Source organism: Novosphingobium sp. (assembly GCF_965229225.1).
GTDB lineage: Bacteria > Pseudomonadota > Alphaproteobacteria > Sphingomonadales > Sphingomonadaceae > Novosphingobium.
The window spans coordinates 3,536,654-3,560,264 of sequence record NZ_OZ245867.1 but is presented as its reverse complement, the minus strand read 5'-3'; the positions used below and the strand labels follow the sequence as shown (position 1 = coordinate 3,560,264).

Here is a 23,611-nt window from a genome sequence, read left to right as displayed (position 1 = left end):
ACGTATCAGGCTTCCAGCACGTCGCGCACATAGCGATCAAGCAGCCGCACGCCAAAGCCCGTCGCGCCCTTGTCGTGCGTCGCACCGGGCTTGTCGACCCACACCGTCCCCGCGATATCGAGGTGCGCCCAGGCCACGCCCTTGTCCACGAAGCGCTGGATGAACTGCGCCGCCGTGATCGAGCCGCCATAGCGCGGGCCCACGTTCTTGATGTCGGCAATCGGGCTGTCGATCAGCTTGTCGTAGGCAGGGCCGATGGGCATGCGCCAGAGCTTGTCGCCGCTCGCCTTGCCCGCTGCATCGAGCTGCCCGGCCAGGAGATCGTCGTTGGCGAACATGCCGGCATGCTCATGCCCCAGCGAAATGATGATCGCGCCGGTCAGCGTGGCAAGGTCGATGATCGTGGCGGGGCTGTATTCCTTCTGCACCCAGGTGACGGCATCGCACAGCACGAGGCGGCCTTCAGCGTCGGTGTTGATCACCTCGACCGTCTGGCCCGACATCGTGGTGACGACATCGCCCGGCCGCTGCGCATTGCCATCGGGCATGTTCTCGACAAGGCCGCAAACGCCGATCACGTCCGCCTGCGCCTTGCGCCGCGCCAGCGCGAGCATCGTGCCGGCCACCGCCGCCGCGCCGCCCATGTCCCACTTCATGTCTTCCATACCCGCCGCCGGCTTGATCGAGATGCCGCCGGTATCGAAGGTCACGCCCTTGCCCACGAAGGCCGTCGGCCGCGCGCCCGCCTTGCCCTTCCAGCGCATGGCGATGATCTTGGGCTCGCGCACCGAACCCTGCGCCACGCCCAGCAGCGCGCCCATGCCGAGCGCGGTCATTTCGGCCAGGCCCAGCACCACGATCTCGACACCGGTGCCCTCAAGCCGCGCCTTGCAACGCTCCACAAAGCTGGCGGGGTAGATCACGTTCGCAGGCTCGGTCACCAGCTCGCGGGTGAACTCCACGCCCTCGGCAATCGCGGCTTCGGTTTCCCAGATGGCCTCGGTGCCTTCGGGCGCGCCCAGCACCACGATCTTCGCCAGCGAGGGCTTCTGCTCGTCGCTCAGCTTGGTGCGATAGACGTCATGGCGCCACGCACGCAGCCGCGCCGCAAGCAGCACGGCGGCTGCATCCTCAGCGCCGAGGCCGCTGCCGGCAAAGTCGATGGCGAGCTCGGTCTCGCCCGAAGTCAGGTACTTGGCGGTCAGTCCGCCGCCCGCGCGCTCCAGCGTCGCGGTGCGCCCAGCCGCGCCCGGCTCGCCGATTCCGGCAAAGGCCAGCCGCTGCACGCCGTCGCCCGCCGGCACCAGCGCCTCGAACAACTGCCCGGCCTTGCCAGTAAAGCGCGCGGCGGCGGCAGCGCCCCGCACCAGCACATCGGCATCTGCGGGCAGCCCGCCCTGCGGCACGAAGCGGGCAACAAGGCGGTGGCCTGAACCGGAAGTGGCTGCATCTGCTGCGGCGAATTCGATAATCATTCAAGGCTCCTGCCGGAAAAAGGGCACACCCCAAGGCTCAGCTTGGCGCAAGGTGAATTGTGGGTTTGCAGTTAAGCGGCACCGGTGCGATAGGCAAGGCCATGCGAGCCCCCGCGCGGCCCCTGCCGCAAGCCTTGTCCCGAAGCTTGCGGCCAGCTTGCGTCGCCGCCATTCGCCCCACTTTGGCCGTGCTGGGCGTGCTGGCGCTAGGCACCGCCCCTGCGAACGCGCAAACTGCGGACGTCCCGCCTCCGCCCCAAGAGGCAAGCCAACCGGCCAAGCCACCCGCCGAAGTGCGCTTCCAGTCCGATCGCGTCACGTATGCCAGCGATGCCGAGACTGTGACGGCAACCGGCAATGTCGTCCTGCGCCGCGCCGAACAGACCGTGCGCGCCGATGTCGTCACATGGAACCGCAAGACCGGCGTGATCGAGGCGAGCGGCAACATCCGCTTCGTCGATGAAGCCGGCAACGTGCTCTATACCGACAAGGTCGAACTGACCGAAGAACTCAAGGCCGGTGCGGTCGAGGATCTGCTGCTTGTCCTGCGCCAGGGCGGGCGGCTTGCCGCGCACAGCGGCACGCGCGCCGCCAATGGCGATATGGTCTTGCGCGATGCCGCCTTCTCCGGCTGCTCGGTCGAGGGTGAGGACGGCTGCGCCAAACGGCCGAGCTGGGAAGTGACCGCCGTCGCCGTCACCTACGATGCCAAGGACCAGCGCGTCCACTACAAGGGCGCGCTGCTGCGCGTGTTCGGCCTGCCGATCCTGCCGCTGCCCGGCCTTGCCCACACTTCGGACTTCCGCGCCGAAAGCGGCCTGCTGATCCCCGATTTCCGCTTCAGCGCGGCCAACGGCGCCGAAATCAGCGACACCTATTACTGGCGCCTTGCCAACAACAAGGACCTCGCGCTCACCGGCTATATCTTCACCGGTGCGCTGCCGATGATCTCAGGCCGCTATCGCCAGTTGACGGACCATGGCGCCTTTCAGGCCTCCGCCTATCTCACCCGCAGCGCGCGCATCAATATCGGCGGCAGTTCCCTGACCGGTGCCAATCCGCAAGAACAGGTGTTTCGCGGCTATTTCGAATCGAATGGGCGCTTCCAGCTTTCGGAAAACTGGAGCCTCACCGGCTATGGCCGCTACGCCAGCGATCGCACCTTCCTGCGCCGCTACGATATCAGCCGGGATGATCGCCTGCGCTCGACCATCAATCTCGAACGCATCGATGCGAACAGCTATTTCAGCATCGCCGGCTGGGCCGTGCAGACTTTGCGCAGTGGTGACCGGCAGGGCCTCGTGCCGATCGCGCTTCCCGCCATCGAATACCGCCGCCGCATCGTCCCGCCCGCGATCGGCGGCATGCTCGAACTCCAACTCAACAGTCTCGCGCTCACGCGGACCGGCGGGCAGGACACGCAGCGCGCCTTCGCCAAGGCGCAGTGGGACCTGCGCACGCTGACCGGGCTGGGGCAGGAGATCACCTTCACCGCCCTCGCGCGCGGCGATGTCTATCACTCGCGGCAGAACGACCTCACCAGCAACCTGCTCTACCGCGGCCTGCCCGGCTGGCAGGGGCGCGGCATTGCCACCGCGGCGGTCGATATCAAGTGGCCGCTGATCGGTTCCGCGCTCGGCGGCACGCAAGTGTTCACCCCGCGCGTCCAGTTCGTCGCCATCCCCAAGATCCGCAACCTCGCCATCCCCAACGAGGATTCGCGCTCGGTCGAGCTTGAGGATTCCAACCTCTTCTCGCTCAACCGCTTCCCCGGTTACGACCGCATCGAGGACGGCGTGCGCGTGACTTATGGTGCGGACTGGCAGTTCACCCGGCCCGGCTGGCGGGTTGCCACCACCGTTGGCCAGAGCTACCGGCTTTCCACGCAAAAGACCCTGCTGCCCGATGGCACCGGCCTGTCCTCGCGCGCGTCCGATATCGTCGGCCGCACCGATCTCCGGTTCCGCGATATCGTGCAGTTCACCCACCGCTTCCGGCTCGACAAGGACAGCCTGAAGCTGCGCCGCAACGAATTCGATGCGACGATCGGCAACCACCGCACTTATGCCGAAGTCGGCTACCTCCGGCTCAACCGCGATATTCCCGCGACTTTCGAAGATCTGCGCGACCGTGAGGAAGTCCGTTTCTCCGGTCGTATCGCCTTTGCGCGGCGCTGGTCGGTGTTCGGCTCGGCCGTCGCCAACCTCACCAGCAAGGTGGATGATCCGACCAAGACCAAGGACGGCTTCCAGATGCTGCGCCACCGCCTCGGCTTTGCTTACGCCGACGATTGCCTCGATTTCGCGCTCACCTGGCGGCGCGATTACATCACCAACGGCGATGCGACGCGCGGCAGCACGATCCAGTTCAACATCGCCTTCAAGGGCCTTGGTGTGCGCTGAGCGCCGAACTTCCCATTTTTCCTCCGTTTCGCTTCCATCGCCGTTGCAATCGGGCTATCGCCGCGCCACTCACCTTGGGTTCAGCCGAGCCATGCGAGTGAGTGGCGGCCCAGTAACCGTTGGGGGGGACCGTTCGGCGCGCAAGCCGGATGGGGCCGAGAGACAGGAATATCGTACTGCCATGAAGACCGGGTTTCGTTTGCTTTCCGTTTCGGCGCGCGCCGCACTCAGCCTCGGTGCCCTCGCGGTTGTCGCGGCTCCCATTTCCGGCACGCTCGCCCACGCGCAGACCCTGCCCGATCCTGCGGAAGACCTCTCTGGCACCGGCGCGCTCAATCTGCCCGCCAATCCCGTGATCTTCGGCAAGACCGATCCGCACCTGCGCCGCGCCACCGCGATCGTGAACGGCGAGATCATCACCGGCACCGATGTCGACCAGCGCCTCGCGCTCATCGTCAGCGCCAATGGCGGCAAGGTTGCGCCGGAAGAGATGGAGCGCCTGCGTCTTCAGGTGCTGCGCAACCTGATCGACGAAACGCTGCAGATCCAGGAAGCCAAGGCCGCCAACGTCGATATCGACGAGGAGGAAGTCACCCAGACCTTCAACCGCGTCGCCCAGCAGAACTTCGGCCAGAATCCCGCTGCGCTCGAAAAGTACCTCGCCTCGATCGGCTCGTCGTCGGGCTCGCTCAAGCGCCAGATCAAGGGTGAACTCGCATGGCAGCGCCTGCTGCGCCGCAACGTCCAGCCCTTCATCAACGTTTCGGACGGCGAAGTGCGCGAAATGATGGATCGCCTCAAGGCCGCCAAGGGCACCGAGGAATATCGCATCGGCGAAATCTACCTCGCGGCCACGCAGGAAACCAAACCGCAGGTCCTCGCCAACGCGCAGAAGATCCTCGAACAATTGAAGGGCGGCGGCAGCTTCGTCGCCTATGCGCGCCAGTATTCGCAGTCGTCCAGCGCCTCGGTCGGTGGCGATCTCGGCTGGATCCGCCTCGCCCAGCTCCCGCCCGAACTCGCCACCCCCGCCGCGCAGATGCTGCCCGGCCAGCTCGTCGGCCCGATCGAGCTCGCGTCCGGCTACTCGCTGCTCTACCTGATCGACAAGCGCCAGGTCCTCACCGCCGATCCGCGCGATGCGCTGCTCAGCCTCAAGCAGATCTCGATCGCCTTCCCCAAGGGCACCACGGAAAAGGACGGCGCCGCCAAGGCCGCCGAATTTGCCAAGGTGGTCAAGGAGATCAAGGGTTGCGGCGGGGCCGATGCGGCTGCCGTCTCGCTCGGCGCGACTGTCGTCGCCAACGATCAGATCAAGGTGCGCGATCTCCCCACCGCGCTGCAGGACACGATCCTCAAGCTCTCGGTGGGCGAAACCACCCCGCCCTTCGGCTCGATCGAAGACGGCGTGCGCGTCCTCATGCTGTGCGGCCGCGATGACCCCAAGGTCGAAAGCGGGCCGAACTTCGAACAGCTCCAGTCGCAGATGGAAGACGACCGCGTGAACAAGCGCGCGCAGACCTACCTGCGCGATCTGCGCCGCGATGCGGTGATCGAATACAACTGAGGCATATTACCCTCTCGCTTACCGCCTGGCTCTGCTAGGGCGTCTGCATGACCGTCACCCAACCGCCGCTCCTGCCGCTGGCGATAAGCCTCGGCGATCCTGCCGGTATCGGCCCAGAGCTGATCGCCGCCGCATGGGACCAGCGCGAGGCAGAAGGTCTCCCGCCGTTCTTCGCGGTGGGCAATCGCGATCTCATCGAAGCCGCCGCCCGCAGCCGGGGCCTCGCCATCCCCGTCGTCGCCATCGCCGCGCCCGATGAAGCCGCCGCCGTCTTCCCCCACGCGCTCCCCGTGCTCGATGTCGGCACTTGCGGTTACACGCCCGGCCTGCCCGACGATGCCGGTGCCGCGCTCGCCCTGCGCGCGCTCGAAGTCGCCACCAGCCTCGTCAAGCAGGGCGCGGCCGCCGCGCTCGTCACCGGACCTATCGCCAAGAGCCGCCTTGCGCGCATCGGCTTCAACCAGCCGGGCCAGACCGAATTCGTGGCAGAAGCCTGCGGGATTACCCCCGAAAACGCGGTGATGATGCTCGCCGGGCCGCACTTGCGCGTCGTCCCCATCACCGTCCACGTCGCGCTGCGCGATGTGCCGTTCCTGCTCTCGGCAGAGCTCATCCGCAGCCGCTCCGCCATTGCGGCTTCCGCGCTCACCCGCGATTTCGGCGTAGCCCACCCCCGCCTCGCGGTCGCCGCGCTCAATCCTCACGCCGGCGAGGATGGCCGCATGGGCACGGAGGACAGCGACGTGATCGCCCCCGCCATCGCTGCGCTGCAAGCCGCCGGGATCGACGCGCGCGGGCCGCTGCCCGCCGACACCATGTTCCATGCCGAAGCCCGCGCCACCTATGATGCCGCGATCTGCATGTACCACGATCAGGCGCTTATCCCGATCAAGGTGCTCGATTTCGATGAGGGCGTGAACGTCACGCTCGGCCTGCCCATCATCCGCACCTCGCCCGATCACGGCACCGCCTTCGCCATCGCCGGCACGAATTTCGCCCGCCCCGGTGCCACCATCGCCGCAATCCGCATGGCCGGAGAATGCGCCGCCCGCAGAGCCGCCGCCGGATGAGCACGCCCGACCTCCCCCCCTTGCGCGAAGTCGTCCAGCGTCACGGCCTCATCGCCACCAAGGCGCTTGGCCAGAACTTCCTGTTCGACGAACAGCTCCTCGCCCGCATCGCCATGGTACCCGGCGATCTCAAGGGCCAGAACGTGCTCGAAGTCGGCCCCGGCCCCGGCGGCCTCACTCGCGCGCTGCTGCGCCGGGGTGCCAACGTCACTGCCATCGAAATGGACCGCCGCTGCCTCCCCGCGCTCGCCGAACTGGCCGAGGCCTTTCCCGGCCAGCTCACGGTGATCGAAGGCGATGCCACGAAGATCGCGCCCGAAACCCTGTTCGACGCGCCGTGGCATGTCATCGCCAATCTGCCCTACAACGTCGGCACCGCGCTCTTCGTCGGATGGCTCTCCGGCGAAAGCTGGCCGCCGCAGTGGCGCAGCCTCACGCTCATGTTCCAGCAGGAAGTTGCCGAGCGGATCATCGCCGCGCCCGGCAGCGATGCCTACGGCCGCCTCGCCGTCCTCGCCCAATGGCGCAGCAAACCCCGCATCGCCATGCGCGTACACCGCAGCGCTTTCACCCCGCCGCCCAAGGTCATGTCCGCCATCATCCACGTCGAGCCTGCCGAAATGCCCGCAGGCGTTTCCGCCCGCATGCTCGAACGCGTGACGGAAGCCGCCTTTGGCCAGCGCCGCAAGATGCTCCGCCAGAGCCTCAAGGGCCTCCCCGGCGCACTAGAGGCCCTCGAAACGCTAGGCATCGATTCCCAGCGCCGCGCCGAAACGCTCGCCGTCACCGATTTCGTCGCCATCGCCCGCACGCTCACCAGATAGATCCTCTCCATTTTTGCAAAGCACAAATGGGGAGGTGGCAGCCCGCAGGGCTGACGGAGGGGTCTTCTAGCGCGCCACCACTTTCTTCCGCTGCGCCTCATACCCCTTGCGCTGCGTATCGATCAGATAGGCATGGATCGCCTCGACATCGTACTTGCTGACCATATCCCCCATCGGCGCCATGCCGTTCCCTGCCAGCGCGCCACCCAGCACGATCTGGCCAAACATCCCGTGGATCTCGCGTGGCAGCCGCGACAAATCGGGCGTGATGCCGGGGCCAAACATGTGACAGCGTGAGCAAAACTCGGTGAACTTCGCTTCGCCATGCGCGATCTTGGCGGCGGTCGCCCGGCTTGCGGGCGGCGCGGGATAGGTCAGCGGATCGGGGCGCGGTTCGGGCTGCGGCACAGGCCCGCCGCCCAGCTTGAACACCAGAATGCGGTTGGTGTTGCGGTTCTTGTAGGCAATGTCCGCCGGGGTGAGCGGATAGCTGATGCCCACCCCGCCATAGCCCACCTGCACCGCGATATACTGCACCCCGCCGATCCGGTAGGTCATCGGCGCGGCCATGATATGCGATCCGGTCTGGATCGACGCCAGCTGCGCGCCAGTCTTCGCATTGTATACCCGCAAGGTGCCATCCCCGCGGCCCTGCACCACGATATTGCCGGCGGTCGAAAGCACCCCGCCGTCATAGCCGCGATTGCCGTCGGAGGTGACCTGCTCCCACACCACCTTGCGCGCCACCGGGTCCCACGCCTTCAGCACCTCGCGCACCAGACTGGTCTTGCCGCGCTCCTTCTGCAGCTCGGCCTTGCTCGGAATCGGGCCGAACAGGCGGCTCAGCGTCGCCTCGTCATAGGTATCATCCGGAATGATCCCGTTGGCGTTGAAGAAGCCTTCAAGGTGATCGAGCTTGCCCTTGTTGGCGGGCAGGTTGACCATGACATTGGGCACATCGAGCGTCGGGATATAGACAAGCCCCGTCTGCGGGCTGAACGACATCGGGTTCCACGTGTGCGCCCCGGCCCACGAGGGATAGACGTTCTTGGGTTTGGCCGAATAGTCCGCCACCTCAGTAAACTCGGGTCGGCCAGTCGCCAGGTCCACGCCCTTGGCCCAGTCGACATAGGCAAAGGCGTCCGCCGCCAGCAGCTTCCCGGTCTTGAGGTCCAGCGTGTAGAAAAAGCCGTTCTTCGACGCCTGCATCACCACCCGGCGGGTCTCGCCGCCAAAGGGCAGATTGGCGAAAGTGAACTTCTGCGTCGCATCGTAGTCCCAGGCATCGCCCGGGGTCTCTTGATAAAACCAGTTCATCCGGCCGGACTTCGCGTTGACCGCCACGATCGAGGCGTTGAACAAGTCATCGCGCCGCTCGGCGGCAGACTTCACCCGCGAATAGGGTGAGGCATTGGCGGTGCCGAACACGATCTGGTCGGTCTCGGCATCATAGGAAAGGCCGTCCCACACCGTGCCGCCGTTTTGATAGCGGCCATCGTGGCCTGCCCCCCACGATTTCGCCGCCATCTCCAGCTCTGGGTGTTCAAATGGCTGGCCGGGCGGTGGCGGCACCGTGAAGAAGCGCCACTTGAATGCACCAGTCTTGATGTCCCACGCCGAGATATAGCCGCGCGTCGAGCCATCGCCGAGGTCCGCACCAGAATTGCCGATCACCACGGCATCGCTCGTCAGCAGCACCGCCCCGGTCGAGGCGTAAGTATAGGTGGTCTTGCCCCGGCCGATGATCGTGTCCGCAGTCCACTTCTCCGCGCCGGTCTTCGCATCGAGCGCATGCAGCCGCCCGTCCTCGCTGGCGACGAACACCACTCCGTCCCGCACTGCCACGCCCCGGTTCACCGTATCGCAGCAGGCATTGCGCGCCGAGGCCGGATCGATGCCCGGATGGAATGTCCACAACACCTCGCCCGTCGCCGCATTCAGCGCATAGACGATGCCCCAGACGCCAGAGGTATACATCACTCCGTCGATAACGAGCGGCGTAGCCTCCTGCCCGCGCTCGGTCCCCATGTCATAGGTCCAGGCAAAGCCGAGCTGCCCAGCATTGCTGTCGTTGATATCCGCAAGCGCGGAAAACCACGTCCCCGCTGGATCGCCGCCGACATAGTGCCACTCATCGCCTGCGACGGGATGCGTGGCTGCCGCAAACTCGGGCAGGCCCGCCTGAAGCGAGGACGCGGCAAGGCCGCAAGCACAGAGCAGGCCGAGCAAGGGCCTGCGCAGATGAAACTTTCCCATGGCGGAAAGTCTCATTCCCATTGCCTCTGATAGCAAGCGGATTTCGCGCGGAACGGTCCGTCCGGCAATCAAGGTCATCGGACCGGAAACCATCGAAAATGGCATCAGAATCAATTGCGAATTTTACACGTTCTTGTTATGTTCACCCTCTGACAGTCAGGAGTCCAAATATGCGCGCGAACGACGATACTTTGCGCGAGGCCGCAGAAATGCTGACCTTCGAGCATTTTCCACGAACAGGGCGTTTGCTTGACGCTAACGAAATGGCGCTCAGTTTCGAGCGAAAGTTCAATCCTTATCACGATCCGGCCAACAGGCGGTTTACCACCAGACCGGGCGGACAAGGGAATCCACACGAAATCGTTGTCTATGGGCGAAAGCCAGACAAGACCGGATCAACCGCCCCGAAATGGAAAGCCAAGAGCGACGCGGTCAGGATTCCCGATGCGATCCGGCGCAAGATTGATGCTGTCGCTGCGGATTACCATGCTGCGACCGGTAAGACACTGACTGTCACGGATGGCATGAGAACGCCAATAGATCAGGCTGAACGGATTTATTACAAATTTTCGTATGGCGATTTCAGGACTTATAGGGGTGCTCAAGGTGCTGAATTGGCGAGATTGTATCGTGGTGGAATCGCTAGCGGGAAATCAAAAAGCCAGATTCTGGCTGGCATGGCGGCGGTAGTTGATCTGCATTTGAAGCAGGGTCGTCCGATCTCGAAGCATCTCTTGGGAATGGGTCTGGACTTCAGAGTTAGTGATATGAATCAGACGGAGAGGGATGCGCTTAGGAATGCGGTCCGCAACAATGGTGGCAAACCGCTCGACGAGGGCATACCACCCCACATTCACGCCTCATTCTGAACAGATGGACCATGTATGGCGCTCCTCTTCGCTCTCGCTGCTCTTTCTAGTTCAGGGCCAGTTGCGTCGGCTCTGTCCCAAGATTTTTCCGGCCTATTGGCGAGTAATCAAAACTCCGTTCGGTCCTGTGAAATTCTAGAGCGGAAGGATGGACAACATCTCGTCATTTACATGAATAAATACCGTGAAGGTGACGCTATTCATATAGAATACGACACTGAAGATAGAGCCTTTGATTACATATTTGCGAAGAAAACAAAAAATAAGAGACGCTATATTTTTGAAAGTAGCACCCTATCCAGGCTTGATAAAATCGATATTCCGATCCGAACTGCGACCGGGTTTACTGAGCATGGTGTTCAGCGCATATTTGTGAAGAGCGGGACTTATGCGATCTACATCGGCTTTAGTTTCCGCAGCTCCGATGAATCCCAGATTTTTGGCGCATGCCGGATTTCGGTGGAAGTGGAGCAACCTTGACGATTGTCGCACCACCTCTGGCAATCTGTTTGGTCGGGCTTCAGGGCCGCTTGCCCTGCCAAGTTACTCGCCAGGACAGTGTCAACTTTGTCATTCTGACCTGAACTCGAACCGCCGCTTCCGAATTGATTGCGCTAAACCACCAGGGGTTCACCCCGGCGCGCGGGCAGGCTAGAGCGTCCGCATGGCCCAGCTTGCCCCCACCGAAGCCGCCCTGATCGAGGGGATCGATGCCGCAGCCATGCTCGCCAATGTCGAGGCATGGTGTGCGATCAACACCGGCACGCGTAATACTGCGGGACTGGCCCGGCAGGCCGCGCTGCTCGCTGATGCTTTTGCCGCGCTGCCCGGTGAAGTGCGCCTCGTGCCGCCCGCCCCGGTCGAGGCGATTGCCGCCGATGGCCGCGCGGTCCAGATCGAGCACGGCGCACACATGGTACTCAGTGTCCGCCCCGATGCCCCGCGCCGCTATCTGCTTACCGGCCACATGGATACGGTCTACCCGGCGGACCACCCGTTCCAGACGCTGACATGGCTCGATGGCGAAACCCTCGGTGGCCCCGGTACGGCGGACATGAAAGGCGGGATTGCCGTCATCCTCGCCGCGCTCCAGGCCTTCGAGACGAGCCGGGTGGCGCCCTATGTCGGCTATGATGTGCTGATCAATTCGGACGAGGAAACTGGCAGCCTCGCCTCCGCCCCGCTCATCGCCGAACTCGCGCGCAAGAAGGTTGCAGCGCTGACATACGAACCCTCCGCCTTGCCGGACGGCACCCTGGCTGGCGCGCGCGGTGGCAGCGGCAACTACAGCGCGATTGTCACCGGTCGCTCCGCCCACGCTGGCCGCAACCCGCAGGATGGCCGCAACGCGCTCGTCGCCGCCGCCGATCTCGCGCTCGGTTTGAAGGCGCTTTCGGGAGACGGCCTTGCCATCAACCCGGCGCGCATCGATGGCGGCTCGGCCAACAATGTCGTGCCGGACCTTGCCGTGCTGCGCTTCAACATCCGCCCCCGCAGCGAAGAAGACGCCGCGCGCTTCGCCGCCGCGATCCAGCCGCTGCTGCGCGAGGTCGAGCTGGCGCATGAGGTGAGCATTCACCTGCACGGCGGGATCAGCCGGCCACCCAAGCCGCTCACGCCGGACGCGGAAAAGCTGTTCGATCTCGTCCGCCGCTGCGGCGTGGCGCTCGGCCAGCCGATCCGCTGGCAAAGCTCGGGCGGTGTGTGCGACGGCAACAACATTGCTGCGCTCGGCGTGCCGGTGGTCGATACCATGGGCGTGCGCGGCGGGGCGATCCACTCGCCAGACGAATACATGATCGTGCCATCGCTGGCCGAGCGGGCCGCGCTGTCGGCGCTCGTGCTGCACCGGCTTTCCGAAGGGGAATAACAAGCGTGACCCACGTCATCCGCGCGGCCCGCGCCTCGGATCTTGAGCATCTGTACGAGATGGCCAAGCTCACCGGCGGCGGCTTCACCAACCTGCCGCCCGATCGCCGCGCGCTGGTCGCGAAGCTGGAGAGGGCCGCCGCTGCCTTCGCCAACACGGAAGACGGTGACTCCGAGATTCAGCGCGATGAACTCTTTGTGCTGATCCTGGAGGATGCAGCCACGGGCGAAGTGCGCGGCACGTGCCAGATCTTCACCCGTGTCGGGCAGACCTGGCCGTTCTATTCTTACCGCCACGCCACGCTGACCCAGCATTCCAAGGAACTGGGCCGCACGTTCCGCGCCGAAATGCTCAACCTCGTCACCGACCTCGAAGGTTCAAGCGAAGTCGGCGGCCTGTTCCTCCATCCCGGCGAGCGCGCTGGCGGGCTCGGCATGCTGCTTGCGCGCAGCCGCTATCTGTTCATTGCCATGCACCGCAAGCGCTTTGCCGACCGCATCCTCGCCGAACTGCGCGGCGTGATCGACGAGCGCGGCGGATCTCCCTTCTGGGACGGCGTCGCAGGCCGCTTCTTCGGGATGAACTTCCAGGATGCGGACTATTTCAACGCGATCAACGGCAACCAGTTCATCGCCGATCTGATGCCCAAGCATCCCGTCTACATCGCCATGCTGCCCGAGACCGCGCGCTCCGCCATCGGCCTCCCGCACCCCAGCGGCCGCGCCGCGATGCGCATGCTGGAAACCGAAGGCTTTGCGGCGGAAGGCTATATCGACATCTTCGACGGCGGCCCGACGATGACCGCGCGCACCGACCGCGTCCGCTCGATCGCCGATGCGAAGATGGCACCGGTTGCCGAAGTGCGCGCAGCTGATGCCACCGCCACACGCGCGCTGGCAGCCAGCGGACGCCTCGCGGATTTCCGCTGCACCTTCGCCCGCATCATGCCGGACGGTGCAGGCATCGCGCTCGATCCCGATGCCGCCACCGCACTCGGCGTCGGCCCGGGTGATACCGTTTGGCACGTGGCGCGCTGAAGGATTCCGCAATGAGCACTCTGGTCGAGATCAACTTCGACGGCCTCGTCGGGCCGAGTCACAACTACGCCGGCCTCAGCCTCGGCAACCTTGCCTCGGCCAAGCATGGCGGCAACGTTTCCTACCCCCGCGCCGCTGCGCTGCAGGGTGTCGGCAAAATGCGCCACAACATGGCTCTCGGCCTTGCGCAGGGCCTGCTCTGCCCGCTGCCGCGCCCCAACCATCGCTTCCTCGGCGCGCTTGGCCTGACCGAACCCGCAGACGAAACCGAACGCCGCCTGCGCGCCGCCGCGTGGTCAGCCAGTTCGATGTGGACCGCCAACGCGGCCACCGTCTCCCCTGCGCCGGACACGGCGGACGGGCGCTGCCATCTGACAGCGGCCAACCTCGTCACCATGCCGCACCGCTCGCAGGAATGGCCCGATACCGTGCGCCAGTTGCGCCTCGCCTTTGCCGACAGCGCGCATTTCGCAGTCCACGACGCCGTCCCCGCCTGCTTCGGCGATGAAGGCGCGGCCAACCATATGCGCATGGCCACAAGCCACGCCGCGCTCGGCCTGGAAATCTTCGTCTACGGCAAGCCGGGCGGCGCGTTCCCCGCGCGCCAGCACGAGCAGGCGAGCCGCGCCGTCGCCCGACTCCACGGCCTCGATCCCACGCGCTGCCTCTTCGTCGAGCAGTCCGCTGAGGCGATCGCGGCGGGCGCGTTCCACAACGATGTGGTCGCCGTGGCAAATGAGCGCGTGCTGTTCACCCATGAACTGGCCTTTGCCGATCCCGAAGGCACCTATGCCTCGATCCGCGCCGCGCTGCCCGAAGCAGAGATCGTGATCGTGCCCGCCAGCGCCGTCAGCCTTGCCGATGCCATCGCGAGCTACCTGTTCAACGCGCAGCTCCTCACCCTGCCCGGCGGCGAGATGGGCCTCGTCATCCCGCTGGAGGCCTGGGAGCACCCGGCGGTGCGCGCCTGGCTCGATGGCATGCTTGCCTCCAACGGCCCGATCCGCCGCGTGCTGCCGGTCGATGTGCGCCAGTCGATGGCCAACGGCGGGGGGCCTGCCTGCCTGCGCCTGCGGGTTGTCGCCGATCCTGCCACCGTCGATCCGCGCTTCCTCCTCACCGAAGCGCGTGCAGACATGCTGGAAAAGCTGATTGCCAAAGCCTGGCCAGAGCAGATCGACCCCACCGATCTCGGGCGCGACTCGCTGGCTGCCAGCGTCGTCGCCGCGCGCGCGGCGCTGCTCGATGCGCTCGATCTTTCCGCACTGGCCTGAAACGGCACGCCTCACCGCACGGGGGTTAAGCCCGTCTTTACCATGGCCTGTCGCCGTGCTTTACAAGGCATAGGCTATGCCATGCGCATCTGCCCCGTGATTGCTGATCTGGCACGAAGGTTGCGGAAGAGGTTTGGTGATGCACAAAAAGCCCTCTTTGCTGCGCAAGATCAGCCGCCTGTTCGTGATCAAGAACCGGTTCGAGGCGAGCGCGATCATCTACGCGCTGGCGCTGGGTTCGGCGGAGCGAGGGCAGATATATCTGGCGCAGTATCCGGGCTTTGGCGGCAAGCTGCTGTTCCTCGCCAGCTGCCTTGCGGTGTTCATGGCCGGCGCCAAGATCATGGACGCGATGAAGTACGAGCGCGAGGGCAAGGCTCAGGCTCTGCCGGTGAAGGTCGATCCAGAAATGTAAGGGAAGTGGAGGCGTTTCTGTTGCCCGGTACGCCTCCGAACCGCTGAATTCCCTTCTGTTGCCCGGTGGGTTCAACCGCGCTTTAGCTTTGTAAGATCAGGCCGTTAAGCCGTCAGATTACGCCGCGAGAGCGAGTGCTTCGTTGTCGTTGGCACTTGTGGGTTTTGAGCCTTTAACGGGTTACTCAGCCCGGACGAAAATACCGCTTTTCAACACACGTCGATCCTAGTTCGGCCCCATCAACACCTCTGCGACAACAGAGCCCGGACCTTGCAGCCGGTGGTGATGGTGGAGCCGCCGGGTACCGCCCCCGGGTCCGCTGCGCCTATTGTACGGTACAGTTTATCGTCATAGCCGGGCGAACCCGGCAAGACCGATATAGGCACGGCGCGCGGGGAATGGAAGGGGCACCTCGCCCCTTCCGTCCGATCCTCAACCCTTCTTCAGCGCGTCGCGAATTTCGGTCAGCAGATCGATCTCGCTCGGGCCGGCAGGCGCAGCGGGAGCTTCGGGCGCCGCCGGCATCATCTTGTTGGCGGCACGCACGATCTGGAAGATCACGAAGGCCATCAGCAGGAAGCTGATCACGGCGGTAACGAACGCGCCGTAGCCCAGCATCGGCACACCCGCGGCCTTGAGCGCAGCGTAGTCCTCGAGCGACCCCTTGTACGTTTCGGGAATCGCGCCCAGCACCAGAAACTTGTTGGTGAAATTGACCCCGCCGGTCACCACGCCGATCACCGGCATGATCAGATCCTCGGTCAGCGAGGTAACGATCTTGCCGAAGGCCGCGCCGATGATCACACCAACCGCGAGATCGAGCACATTCCCGCGCGCTACGAAAGCCTTGAATTCTCCCATCATGCCCATGCCGCTGTTCTCCTGTCAGGCATTTTCACCCGCCCGCTTCGTGCCACTCGCAAACCTTTGTAACAAGTGGTCTGGTACTCCGATCCGGTCCAGCCCTTGAACCGCCATCGCGACCCGCTACATTCGAGGCCGAGCATACCCGCCGCGTCCGCGCCGGGATTCTTGAGGGAACACATTTCGATGGCCGCTTCGCTGCTTGCCCGCTTTTCCCGTTTCGCGTTCGTCGCCATGGCCGCCGCCAGCCTTGCCGGTTGCGGGGTCAACGCGATTCCCACCGCCGAGGAAGCCGCCAAGGCCAAGTGGGCCGACGTGCAGAACCAGTACCAGCGCCGGGCCGACCTGATCCCCAATCTGGTCGCGACGGTGAAGGGCGCGGCCAACTTCGAGCAGAGCACGCTCGTGAAAGTGACCGAGGCGCGTGCAAAGGCCACCTCGATCCAGATTTCCGCCGCCGACGTGACCGATCCCGACAAGATGGCGCAGTATCAGGCCGCGCAGGGCCAGCTGAGCCAAGGGCTCGGGCGCCTGCTCGCTTCGGTCGAAGCCTATCCGGAGATCAAGGCGAACGAGAACTTCAAGACCCTGCAGGACCAGATCGAGCGGACCGAAAACCGCATCGCGATCGCCCGGCGTGACTACAACGGGGCGGTGCAGGACTACAACACCACGATCCGCACCTTCCCCGCGATCATCGCCGCCAAGGTGGTCTATGGTGCCAAGCCGATGGTGCCGTTCGCCGCAACCACGCCCGGCGCGGATACGGCCCCTGCGGTGAGTTTCGACGGCCCGGCTGCCCCTGCTGCAGCCCCCGCCGCCAACGACAACGCGGCGGCACCAGCCAGCAAGGCGGCGGCGAACTGAGCCGGGGCGCGGCAGGCCCCGCCATGAAGCGTCTCCTCCTTGTCCTGCTCGCGGCGCTGGCCCTCCTTGCCGGGCCAGCTGCCGCACAGACCTTCCCCAAACTCACCGGCCGGGTGGTCGATGAGGCGCATCTGCTTTCGGCGGAGCAAGCCGCCGCGCTCGATGCCAAGCTGGCGGCGCTCGAAACCCAGTCACAGCGGCAGATGGTCATCGCCACGATCCCGGATCTGCAAGGCTATGATATCGAGGACTACGGCTACCGGCTCGGCCGTGCCTGGGGCATCGGCGACAAGCAGCGCAACGACGGGCTTTTGCTGATTGTCGCCCCGAACGAACGCAAGGTCAGCATCGAGGTCGGCTACGGGCTCGAGGGCGTGATCTCCGATGCCCTGGCCAGCGAGATCAGACGCACCGAGATCGTGCCCCGGTTCAAGACAGGCGACTATGCCGGCGGCATTGCAGCCGCGACGGACAAGTTGATCGCCCAGCTGCAATTGCCCGAGGATGAGGCGCGCAAGGTTGCCGCCAATGCTTCGGCCCAAGCCAAGAAGGCCAAGGAGCCCCGCTTCGATGCCGGCACGGTCATCTTCCTGCTGATCTTCTTCTTTTTCTTCGTCCTCCCCTTCCTGCGCGCGATGCGTGGCGGCGGGCGGCGCTATGGTTCGCCGGGCGTGATGATCTTCCCATCCGGCGGCTGGGGCGGCGGGGGCTCCGATTGGGGCGGCGGCGGCGGTGGCGGCTGGGGCGGCGGCGGCGGCTTTTCGGGCGGCGGCGGCAGCTTCGGCGGCGGTGGCTCTTCGGGGAGCTGGTAGGCCATGCTGACCGACACAGACCGCAAAGACATCGCCGAAGCCGTGGCGGCCGCAGAAGCCACGAGCGCGGGCGAGATCGTCACGATCATCACCCCGCAGTCCGACAGTTACCGCGATGTCGCGCTGGCGTGGTCGATATTTGTCGCGTTCCTCGCGCTCGCTGCGCTGGAGCTCGCGCCCACCTTCTATCTCAGCCTGATCGAGCGGCTGCTCGGCCTCTGGGCACACGAATGGACGCCGCGCCAAGTGCTGGGCATCGCGCTGACGGCAGCCGTGATCAAGTTCCTCGGCATGCTGCTGCTTATGGCTTGGCGCCCCTTGCGCCTCCTGCTGACGCCAGCGCCGATCAAGTCTGCACGCGTCCATGCCCGCGCGCTCACCTGTTTCCGCATCGGCGCAGAGGGGCGGACGACCGGGCGCACCGGCATCCTCATCTACCTCTCGCTCGCCGAACACCGCGCCGAGATCATTGCCGACGAGGCGATTGCCAGCAAAGTCTCGCCCGAAGTCTGGGGTGATGCCATGCACGCGCTGCTCGGGCCGCTTCGCGCGGGCAAGGTGGGTGAAGGCATGGTTGCCGCGGTTCGCAAGGTCGGCGCGGTGCTGGCCGAGCATCTGCCGCGCGCAGCAGACGACGAGAACGAACTGCCGGACCGGGTGATCGAGGTCTAGCCACTTCCCTTCCCCCGTTCGGGTCTTTCAGATGGACACCCGCATGAGCCTTGAAGACGAATACCGCGACGATCCCGAAATCACGCAATGGCAGGGCCGTTTCATCACCGCCAAGACGCGGGGGCGCTGGGAGTATGTCAGCCGCGCGCGGGGCATCAAGGCGGCGGTGATCCTCGCGATCACGCCCGAGGACGAAGTCGTGCTCGTCGAGCAGTTCCGCATCCCGCTGGGCAAGCCCTGCATCGAGCTGCCCGCCGGGCTCATCGGCGATGACGCAGGCGGCGAAGGCGAGGAAGCCGCCACTGCCGCGATCCGCGAACTGGAGGAAGAAACCGGCTACCGCGCGGGCCGCATCGAAGACCTTGGGGAATACTATTCAAGCCCCGGCATGGTCAGCGAGAGTTTCACGCTGTTCCGCGCCTACGACCTTGAACGCGTCGGCGCTGGCGGCGGCGTGGAGGGCGAAGGGATCACCGTGCACCACGTTCCGCGCGCAGAGCTGCCCCGCTTTCTCGAAGCGAAGCGAGCGACCGGTTATGGCATCGACGTCCGGCTGCTCATGCTGCTAAGCCCCCTCTGGTTGAAAGCATAAGCGAGAGGATTGCGGGCGATGGCCAAGGTTTCGGGGGGTCGAGTTTCGGGCAAGTTGGCGCTGGTGACTGGTGCGGCACAAGGGCTGGGCGCAGCGCACGCGCAACTGCTGGCGCGCGAAGGCGCGCGGGTGCTGCTCACCGATATCAACGGCGAAGGCGCCGCTGCGCAGGCAGAGGCGATCAATGCCGAACTGGGCGCCGGCACCGCATTTGCAATGCGCCACGATGTGACGAGCGCTGAAGATTGGGACGCGGCGATTGCCATGGCGGCGGAGAAGCTCGGCGGCCTTTCCGTGCTCGTCAACAACGCTGGCGTCGGCGTGCGCGGCGATATCGAGACCTGCACGCTGGAAGAATGGCACCGCGGCTTTGCGATCAACGTCGATTCGGTGTTCCTCGGCTGCCAGAAGGCGCTGCCGCTGCTGAAGGACAACCAGCCCGGCTCGATCGTCAACATCAGCTCGATTGCGGGCCTCATCGCCTCGCACACCATGCCCGGCTACAATGCCAGCAAGGCGGCAGTGTGGATGCTGACCAAGTCGGTCGCGCTCTACTGTGCCAAGCGCGGGTGGGACATCCGCTGCAATTCGGTCCACCCGACGTTCGTCGATACGCCGATCCTCGATGGCATCAGCAAGAATGCGGGGATCGAGAAGGACGTCGTGATGGGCAAGCTGGCCCGCCAGATTCCGCTTGGCCGGGTGGGCGAGCCTATCGATATCGCGCAGGGCGTGCTCTATCTGGCCAGTGACGAAAGCCGCTTCATGACCGGCGCGGAGCTCAAGCTCGACGGCGGCATCTCGGCGATGTGATCGGCCCTGCACGGGGCCCCGCCACATGATCGATCTTCCGGTTTTCGCGCTCATCCTGTTCGCGGCTTCGCTGCACGCGAGCTGGAACGCGTTCCTCAAGGGCAGCAGCGATACGCTGCTCTCGACCACGCTGGTGATGGGCGGCGCGGCGCTGATCGCGCTCGTGGCGCTGCCGTTTCTCCCGGTTCCGGCGCGGGCCAGCTGGCCCTATCTGGCGGTCTCGGCCTTGCTGCAGGTGGGCTATCTCGGGCTGCTCGTCAGGGTCTATCGCACGATCGACATGAGCCTTGCCTATCCGCTGATGCGCGGCTGCGCGCCGCTGGTGGTGGCACTCGTCAGCCGGTTCTGGCTGGGCGAGGCGCTGCCCAGGCTCGCCTGGATCGGCGTCGGCACGATCTGCCTCGGCATTCTTGCCATGACGGCCGGTGCGCGCGGTTCGCTGCGGCCGGCAGGCCTCGCCGCCGCGCTCACCAATTCGGGGATCATTGCGGCCTACACCCTGATCGATGGTGCGGGCGCGCGGCTCTCCGGCACGCCGACGGCCTATACGCTGTGGCTTTCCCTGCTGACCGGCATCGCCATGGCAATCTGGACGCTGCGGGCGCGCGGCGCGGCGGCGGTGGGCTACTTTCGCCGAAATTGGCCCATCGGGGTGTTCGGCGGGCTGGGCACGATCGTATCCTATTCCATCGCGCTCTGGGCGATGACCATGGCACCCATCGCCATGGTGGCTGCGCTGCGCGAAACTTCGATCCTGTTTGCGACCGCGATTTCGGCCTTCATCCTGCGCGAGAGGGTCGGCCCCGCGCGGATCGCGGCAGCGGCGATCATCGCCTGCGGGGCGATGCTGCTGCGGCTTGCCTGAGGCCACCCCGCAGGCGGCCTCAGGAGCGTCTCGAGTGGATCAGGCGTTCGGGTTCGGCGCGAAGGCGCAGATCTTGTTGCCGTCCGTATCGCGCAAGTAAGCGCCATACTGCTTGCCCGGCGCGTTTTCACGCACGCCCGGAGCGCCTTCGCAGGTGCCGCCATTGGCGAGGCCTGCCGCGTGGAAGGCATCGACTTCGGCGAAAGTCTTGGCGACAAAGCCCTGCGTGAAGCCGTTCGACCAGGTATGCGCCTCGCCGTTTGCAGGCGTTCGCACCATCAGCGCACCAGCGGCGGAGGGAAACAGCGTGCCATTCGGCAGCGGCACGGCCTGATGGCCAAGCGCGCCCATCACGGCGGTGTAGAATGCGCGCGACTTGTCGACATCGTTGGTGCCGAGAACGGTATGGGTAAACATCGGTATTTCCTTGAATTAGAACACGACAACCGAACGGATCGACTTGCCCGCGTGCATCAGATCGAACGCGGTGTTGATCTCTTCGAGGCCCATGACGTGCGTGATCATCGGATCGATCTCGATCTTGCCCTGCATGTACATGTCGACGATCTTGGGCACGTCGGTGCGGCCCTTGGCCCCGCCGAACGCCGTGCCGCGCCAGTTGCGGCCCGTGACGAGCTGGAACGGACGCGTGCTGATTTCCTTGCCGGCTTCGGCCACGCCGATGATGATCGAGGTGCCCCAGCCGCGGTGGCAAGCTTCGAGCGCGGTGCGCATCACTTCGGTATTGCCGGTGGCGTCGAAGGTATAGTCCGCGCCGCCGTCAGTCAGCGCGACGATCGCCGCCACGGTGTCCTCGCGGCTCATGCCCTTGGTGTTGAGGAAGTCGGTCATGCCGAACTTGCGGCCCCATTCCTCGCGGTCGGGGTTGATGTCCACGCCGATGATCTTGTTGGCACCGGCCAGCCGCGCGCCCTGGATCACGTTGAGCCCGATGCCGCCGAGACCGAAGATCACGACATTGTCGCCGACCTGAACCTTGGCGGTGTTGATGACAGCGCCCACGCCCGTGGTCACGCCGCAGCCGATGTAGCAGCTCGACTGGAACGGCGCGTCTTCACGGATCTTGGCGAGCGCGATTTCCGGCAGCACGGTGAAGTTCGAGAAGGTGCTGCAGCCCATGTAGTGGAACACGGTCTGGCCCTTGTACGAGAAACGCGAGGTGCCGTCCGGCATCAGGCCCTTGCCCTGCGTGGCGCGGATCGCGGTGCACAGGTTGGTCTTGCCCGAGAGGCAACTTTTGCACTGGCGGCATTCCGGCGTGTAGAGCGGGATGACGTGATCGCCGGGCTTCACCGAGGTAACGCCTGCGCCCACTTCGCGAACGATGCCCGCGCCTTCGTGGCCGAGCACGCTGGGGAAGATGCCCTCGCTGTCAAACCCGTCGAGCGTGTAGGCATCGGTGTGGCAGATGCCGGTCGCCATGATCTCGACCAGCACTTCACCCGCCTTGGGGCCTTCAAGGTCGAGCTCGACGATTTCGAGCGGCTTTTTGGCTTCAAACGCAACAGCGGCGCGGGTCTTCATGGGTAATCCTCCCCCAGGGAAATTGGCAGCCCTGCCGATAGGCAAAGCAGGGCCAGTGTTCAATCAGGTTCGCGGCTCAATCAGCCTCTCTAAGGGCAAGCATGAGCATTAGCGCTGCGGCCATGACCGAACCGCATGCCATGATCGCCGAGACAGTGAACAGGCTGAGCCCGCCGGCGGTGAACAACGTGCCCGCCAGGATCGGCGATCCCGCTGCGCCGATGCGCCCGGCGCCGATGGCAAAGCCGGTGCCGGTGGCGCGGACGTGCGCCGGGAAGCCGTGGGCAAAGGCGCTGTAGAAGCCGACAATCGCGGCATTGGTGGCAAAGCCGGTGCAGAACACCGCAAAACGCCAGCCCACCAGCGTCGTGTCGCTCCCGCCCAGCCCGAACACCACGACCGCCGCCGCGCCGAGCAGCAGCATGACGATGGTCGGCCACTTGATCCCGAAGCGGTGCATGAGGAAGCCGAACAGTCCGCCCCCGGTCGCCCCGCCGATATTGGCCCAGACCAGCACGCTGGCGGCCTGCGGCGCGGCAAAGCCGAAGTCCGCCACGATCTTGGGCGACCACTTGAGGATATAGTAGAAGGTGATCGCGTGGAGCGAGTAGCCCACGGTAAGGACCAGAGTGGTGCCGATGAGTCCGGGCTTGAGAATATCGAGCACGCTCGCCTTGCTGTCACGCGCATCCACCGGCGGCAGCGCCGCGATTCCGGGCAGGCGCAGCTTGGCCATCGAGGCATTGATCCGCTCCAGCGCACCCGCCGGGCGGCGCGCGAGGAGGTAGGCCGGGGTTTCGGGCACGAACAGCCAGATCAGCGGAATGAACACTACGGTCGCAATCGCGCCGAATTCGAACACCACGCGCCAATCGCCGCTCTTGAGCAGCATGGCCGCAATCGTCCCGCCGATCGTGGCGCCGAGCGGATAGCCGATCACCATCAGCGACATGGCAAGGCTGCGACCCTTGGCGCTCGAAAGCTCTGCCGTCACCGCATTGATTGCGGCCAGCATGCCGCCGATGCCAAGGCCCGTGATGAAGCGCCACAACCCCAGGATCTGCGGGTTCTGCGCGGTCGTAGCCAGCGCCATGCCGCTTGCCATCACTGCAAGGCAGCCCAGCATCGTCGGCCGCCTGCCCAGCTTGTCCGCCGCGCCGCCGAGCAGGATCGAGCCCACCCCCATACCGACCAGTTCCATTGCCAGCACCACGCCCAGCGCATCGCGCGCAATGCCCCATTCCTTGGCAATGCCCGGCGCGGCAAACGCGCTGGAGAGCACGTCGAACCCATCGAGCGCATTGAGCGCGATCATCAGCACGACGGCGATCCATTGCGCCGCGCTCATCGGCGTTTGGCGAATGATCTCGCGCGGATCGGTGTTCATTGTTATTCTCCCGAGGACATCGCTGTCCAAATCATCTCTTCTTTTTTCGTCACCCCGGACTTGATCCGGGGTTTGGCTGTTGGCGGCTGGCGCTGCGTTTGCGGCAAGAAGCCAAGCCCCGGATCAAGTCCGGGG

General features: G+C 65.2%; 22 protein-coding genes and 1 other RNA gene. 16 read left to right on the top strand and 7 right to left on the bottom strand.

The window, feature by feature from the left end; genetic code table 11:
- Positions 1-5 precede the first annotated feature (5 nt).
- Positions 6-1,475, bottom strand: a complete 1,470-nt coding sequence (locus ACO06X_RS16755) for a leucyl aminopeptidase (protein ID WP_421837340.1) — start codon at positions 1,473-1,475, stop codon at positions 6-8.
- A 101-nt stretch (positions 1,476-1,576) separates the two neighbouring features.
- Here ACO06X_RS16755 and ACO06X_RS16750 point away from each other — a divergent pair, with 101 nt between their 5' ends.
- The 4 genes from ACO06X_RS16750 (at position 1,577) to rsmA (ending at position 7,338) form a co-directional block, all read left to right on the top strand.
- Entirely contained in the window at positions 1,577-3,877 is a 2,301-nt protein-coding gene (locus ACO06X_RS16750; protein WP_421837339.1) for an LPS-assembly protein LptD, read from the top strand.
- 181 nt (positions 3,878-4,058) lie between these two features.
- Entirely contained in the window at positions 4,059-5,444 is a 1,386-nt protein-coding gene (locus ACO06X_RS16745) for a peptidylprolyl isomerase (RefSeq protein ID WP_421837338.1), read from the top strand.
- Positions 5,445-5,491: 47 nt separating this feature from the next.
- Positions 5,492-6,514: a 4-hydroxythreonine-4-phosphate dehydrogenase PdxA gene (pdxA, locus tag ACO06X_RS16740; protein WP_421837337.1), complete on the top strand. Its 1,023-nt coding sequence runs from the start codon at positions 5,492-5,494 to the stop codon at positions 6,512-6,514.
- Positions 6,511-7,338, top strand: coding sequence for a 16S rRNA (adenine(1518)-N(6)/adenine(1519)-N(6))-dimethyltransferase RsmA (rsmA, locus tag ACO06X_RS16735; protein WP_421837336.1), 828 nt, complete (start codon positions 6,511-6,513; stop codon positions 7,336-7,338). The genes pdxA and rsmA overlap by 4 nt, the downstream gene beginning before the upstream one ends.
- A gap of 66 nt (positions 7,339-7,404) precedes the next feature.
- On the opposite strand, the gene ACO06X_RS16730 is transcribed toward rsmA, so the two are convergent.
- On the bottom strand, positions 7,405-9,594 hold the full coding sequence (locus ACO06X_RS16730) for a PQQ-binding-like beta-propeller repeat protein (RefSeq protein ID WP_421837335.1): 2,190 nt from the start codon (positions 9,592-9,594) through the stop codon (positions 7,405-7,407).
- Positions 9,595-9,764: 170 nt separating this feature from the next.
- On the opposite strand from ACO06X_RS16730, the gene ACO06X_RS16725 reads away from it, so the two are divergent.
- The 6 genes from ACO06X_RS16725 (at position 9,765) to ACO06X_RS16700 (ending at position 15,059) form a co-directional block, all read left to right on the top strand.
- Positions 9,765-10,463, top strand: coding sequence for a hypothetical protein (locus ACO06X_RS16725; protein WP_421837334.1), 699 nt, complete (start codon positions 9,765-9,767; stop codon positions 10,461-10,463).
- 15 nt (positions 10,464-10,478) lie between these two features.
- Positions 10,479-10,943, top strand: coding sequence for a hypothetical protein (locus tag ACO06X_RS16720; RefSeq protein WP_421837333.1), 465 nt, complete (start codon positions 10,479-10,481; stop codon positions 10,941-10,943).
- A gap of 184 nt (positions 10,944-11,127) precedes the next feature.
- Positions 11,128-12,333, top strand: a complete 1,206-nt coding sequence (locus tag ACO06X_RS16715) for a hydrolase (protein ID WP_421837332.1) — start codon at positions 11,128-11,130, stop codon at positions 12,331-12,333.
- Positions 12,334-12,338: 5 nt separating this feature from the next.
- Complete coding sequence (locus ACO06X_RS16710; protein ID WP_421837331.1) at positions 12,339-13,370, top strand: arginine N-succinyltransferase; 1,032 nt, start codon at positions 12,339-12,341, stop codon at positions 13,368-13,370.
- Between the two features lie 11 nt (positions 13,371-13,381).
- A complete protein-coding gene (locus ACO06X_RS16705; protein ID WP_421837330.1) occupies positions 13,382-14,644 on the top strand; it encodes an N-succinylarginine dihydrolase in 1,263 nt (420 codons plus the stop codon).
- A gap of 157 nt (positions 14,645-14,801) precedes the next feature.
- On the top strand, positions 14,802-15,059 hold the full coding sequence (locus tag ACO06X_RS16700) for a hypothetical protein (protein WP_421839934.1): 258 nt from the start codon (positions 14,802-14,804) through the stop codon (positions 15,057-15,059).
- Positions 15,060-15,103: 44 nt separating this feature from the next.
- On the opposite strand, the gene ssrA is transcribed toward ACO06X_RS16700, so the two are convergent.
- Positions 15,104-15,467, bottom strand: a transfer-messenger RNA (tmRNA) gene (ssrA, locus tag ACO06X_RS16695).
- A 24-nt stretch (positions 15,468-15,491) separates the two neighbouring features.
- On the bottom strand, positions 15,492-15,923 hold the full coding sequence (mscL, locus tag ACO06X_RS16690) for a large conductance mechanosensitive channel protein MscL (RefSeq protein ID WP_298168045.1): 432 nt from the start codon (positions 15,921-15,923) through the stop codon (positions 15,492-15,494).
- Positions 15,924-16,109: 186 nt separating this feature from the next.
- Here mscL and ACO06X_RS16685 point away from each other — a divergent pair, with 186 nt between their 5' ends.
- From ACO06X_RS16685 to ACO06X_RS16660, 6 genes are read left to right on the top strand one after another with little or no spacing between them, the layout of a single operon-like run.
- Positions 16,110-16,790 carry a LemA family protein gene (locus tag ACO06X_RS16685; RefSeq protein WP_421837329.1) on the top strand — a complete coding sequence of 227 codons (681 nt, stop codon included), beginning with the start codon at positions 16,110-16,112 and terminating at the stop codon, positions 16,788-16,790.
- 23 nt (positions 16,791-16,813) lie between these two features.
- Positions 16,814-17,602, top strand: coding sequence for a TPM domain-containing protein (locus ACO06X_RS16680; protein ID WP_421837328.1), 789 nt, complete (start codon positions 16,814-16,816; stop codon positions 17,600-17,602).
- 3 nt (positions 17,603-17,605) lie between these two features.
- On the top strand, positions 17,606-18,274 hold the full coding sequence (locus ACO06X_RS16675) for a TPM domain-containing protein (RefSeq protein ID WP_421837327.1): 669 nt from the start codon (positions 17,606-17,608) through the stop codon (positions 18,272-18,274).
- Between the two features lie 43 nt (positions 18,275-18,317).
- Positions 18,318-18,866: an NUDIX hydrolase gene (locus tag ACO06X_RS16670; protein WP_421837326.1), complete on the top strand. Its 549-nt coding sequence runs from the start codon at positions 18,318-18,320 to the stop codon at positions 18,864-18,866.
- An 18-nt stretch (positions 18,867-18,884) separates the two neighbouring features.
- Positions 18,885-19,679: an SDR family oxidoreductase gene (locus tag ACO06X_RS16665; protein WP_421837325.1), complete on the top strand. Its 795-nt coding sequence runs from the start codon at positions 18,885-18,887 to the stop codon at positions 19,677-19,679.
- 25 nt (positions 19,680-19,704) lie between these two features.
- Positions 19,705-20,544: an EamA family transporter gene (locus tag ACO06X_RS16660; protein WP_421837324.1), complete on the top strand. Its 840-nt coding sequence runs from the start codon at positions 19,705-19,707 to the stop codon at positions 20,542-20,544.
- A 39-nt stretch (positions 20,545-20,583) separates the two neighbouring features.
- Here ACO06X_RS16660 and ACO06X_RS16655 read toward each other — a convergent pair whose 3' ends face one another.
- The 3 genes from ACO06X_RS16655 to ACO06X_RS16645 all read right to left on the bottom strand — a co-directional run bounded on the left by ACO06X_RS16655 (position 20,584) and on the right by ACO06X_RS16645 (position 23,476).
- Positions 20,584-20,961: a VOC family protein gene (locus ACO06X_RS16655; RefSeq protein ID WP_421837323.1), complete on the bottom strand. Its 378-nt coding sequence runs from the start codon at positions 20,959-20,961 to the stop codon at positions 20,584-20,586.
- Positions 20,962-20,976: 15 nt separating this feature from the next.
- Positions 20,977-22,089, bottom strand: coding sequence for an S-(hydroxymethyl)glutathione dehydrogenase/class III alcohol dehydrogenase (locus ACO06X_RS16650; protein ID WP_298173156.1), 1,113 nt, complete (start codon positions 22,087-22,089; stop codon positions 20,977-20,979).
- Positions 22,090-22,165: 76 nt separating this feature from the next.
- Positions 22,166-23,476, bottom strand: coding sequence for an MFS transporter (locus ACO06X_RS16645; protein WP_421837322.1), 1,311 nt, complete (start codon positions 23,474-23,476; stop codon positions 22,166-22,168).
- Between the last annotated feature and the right edge of the window lie 135 nt (positions 23,477-23,611).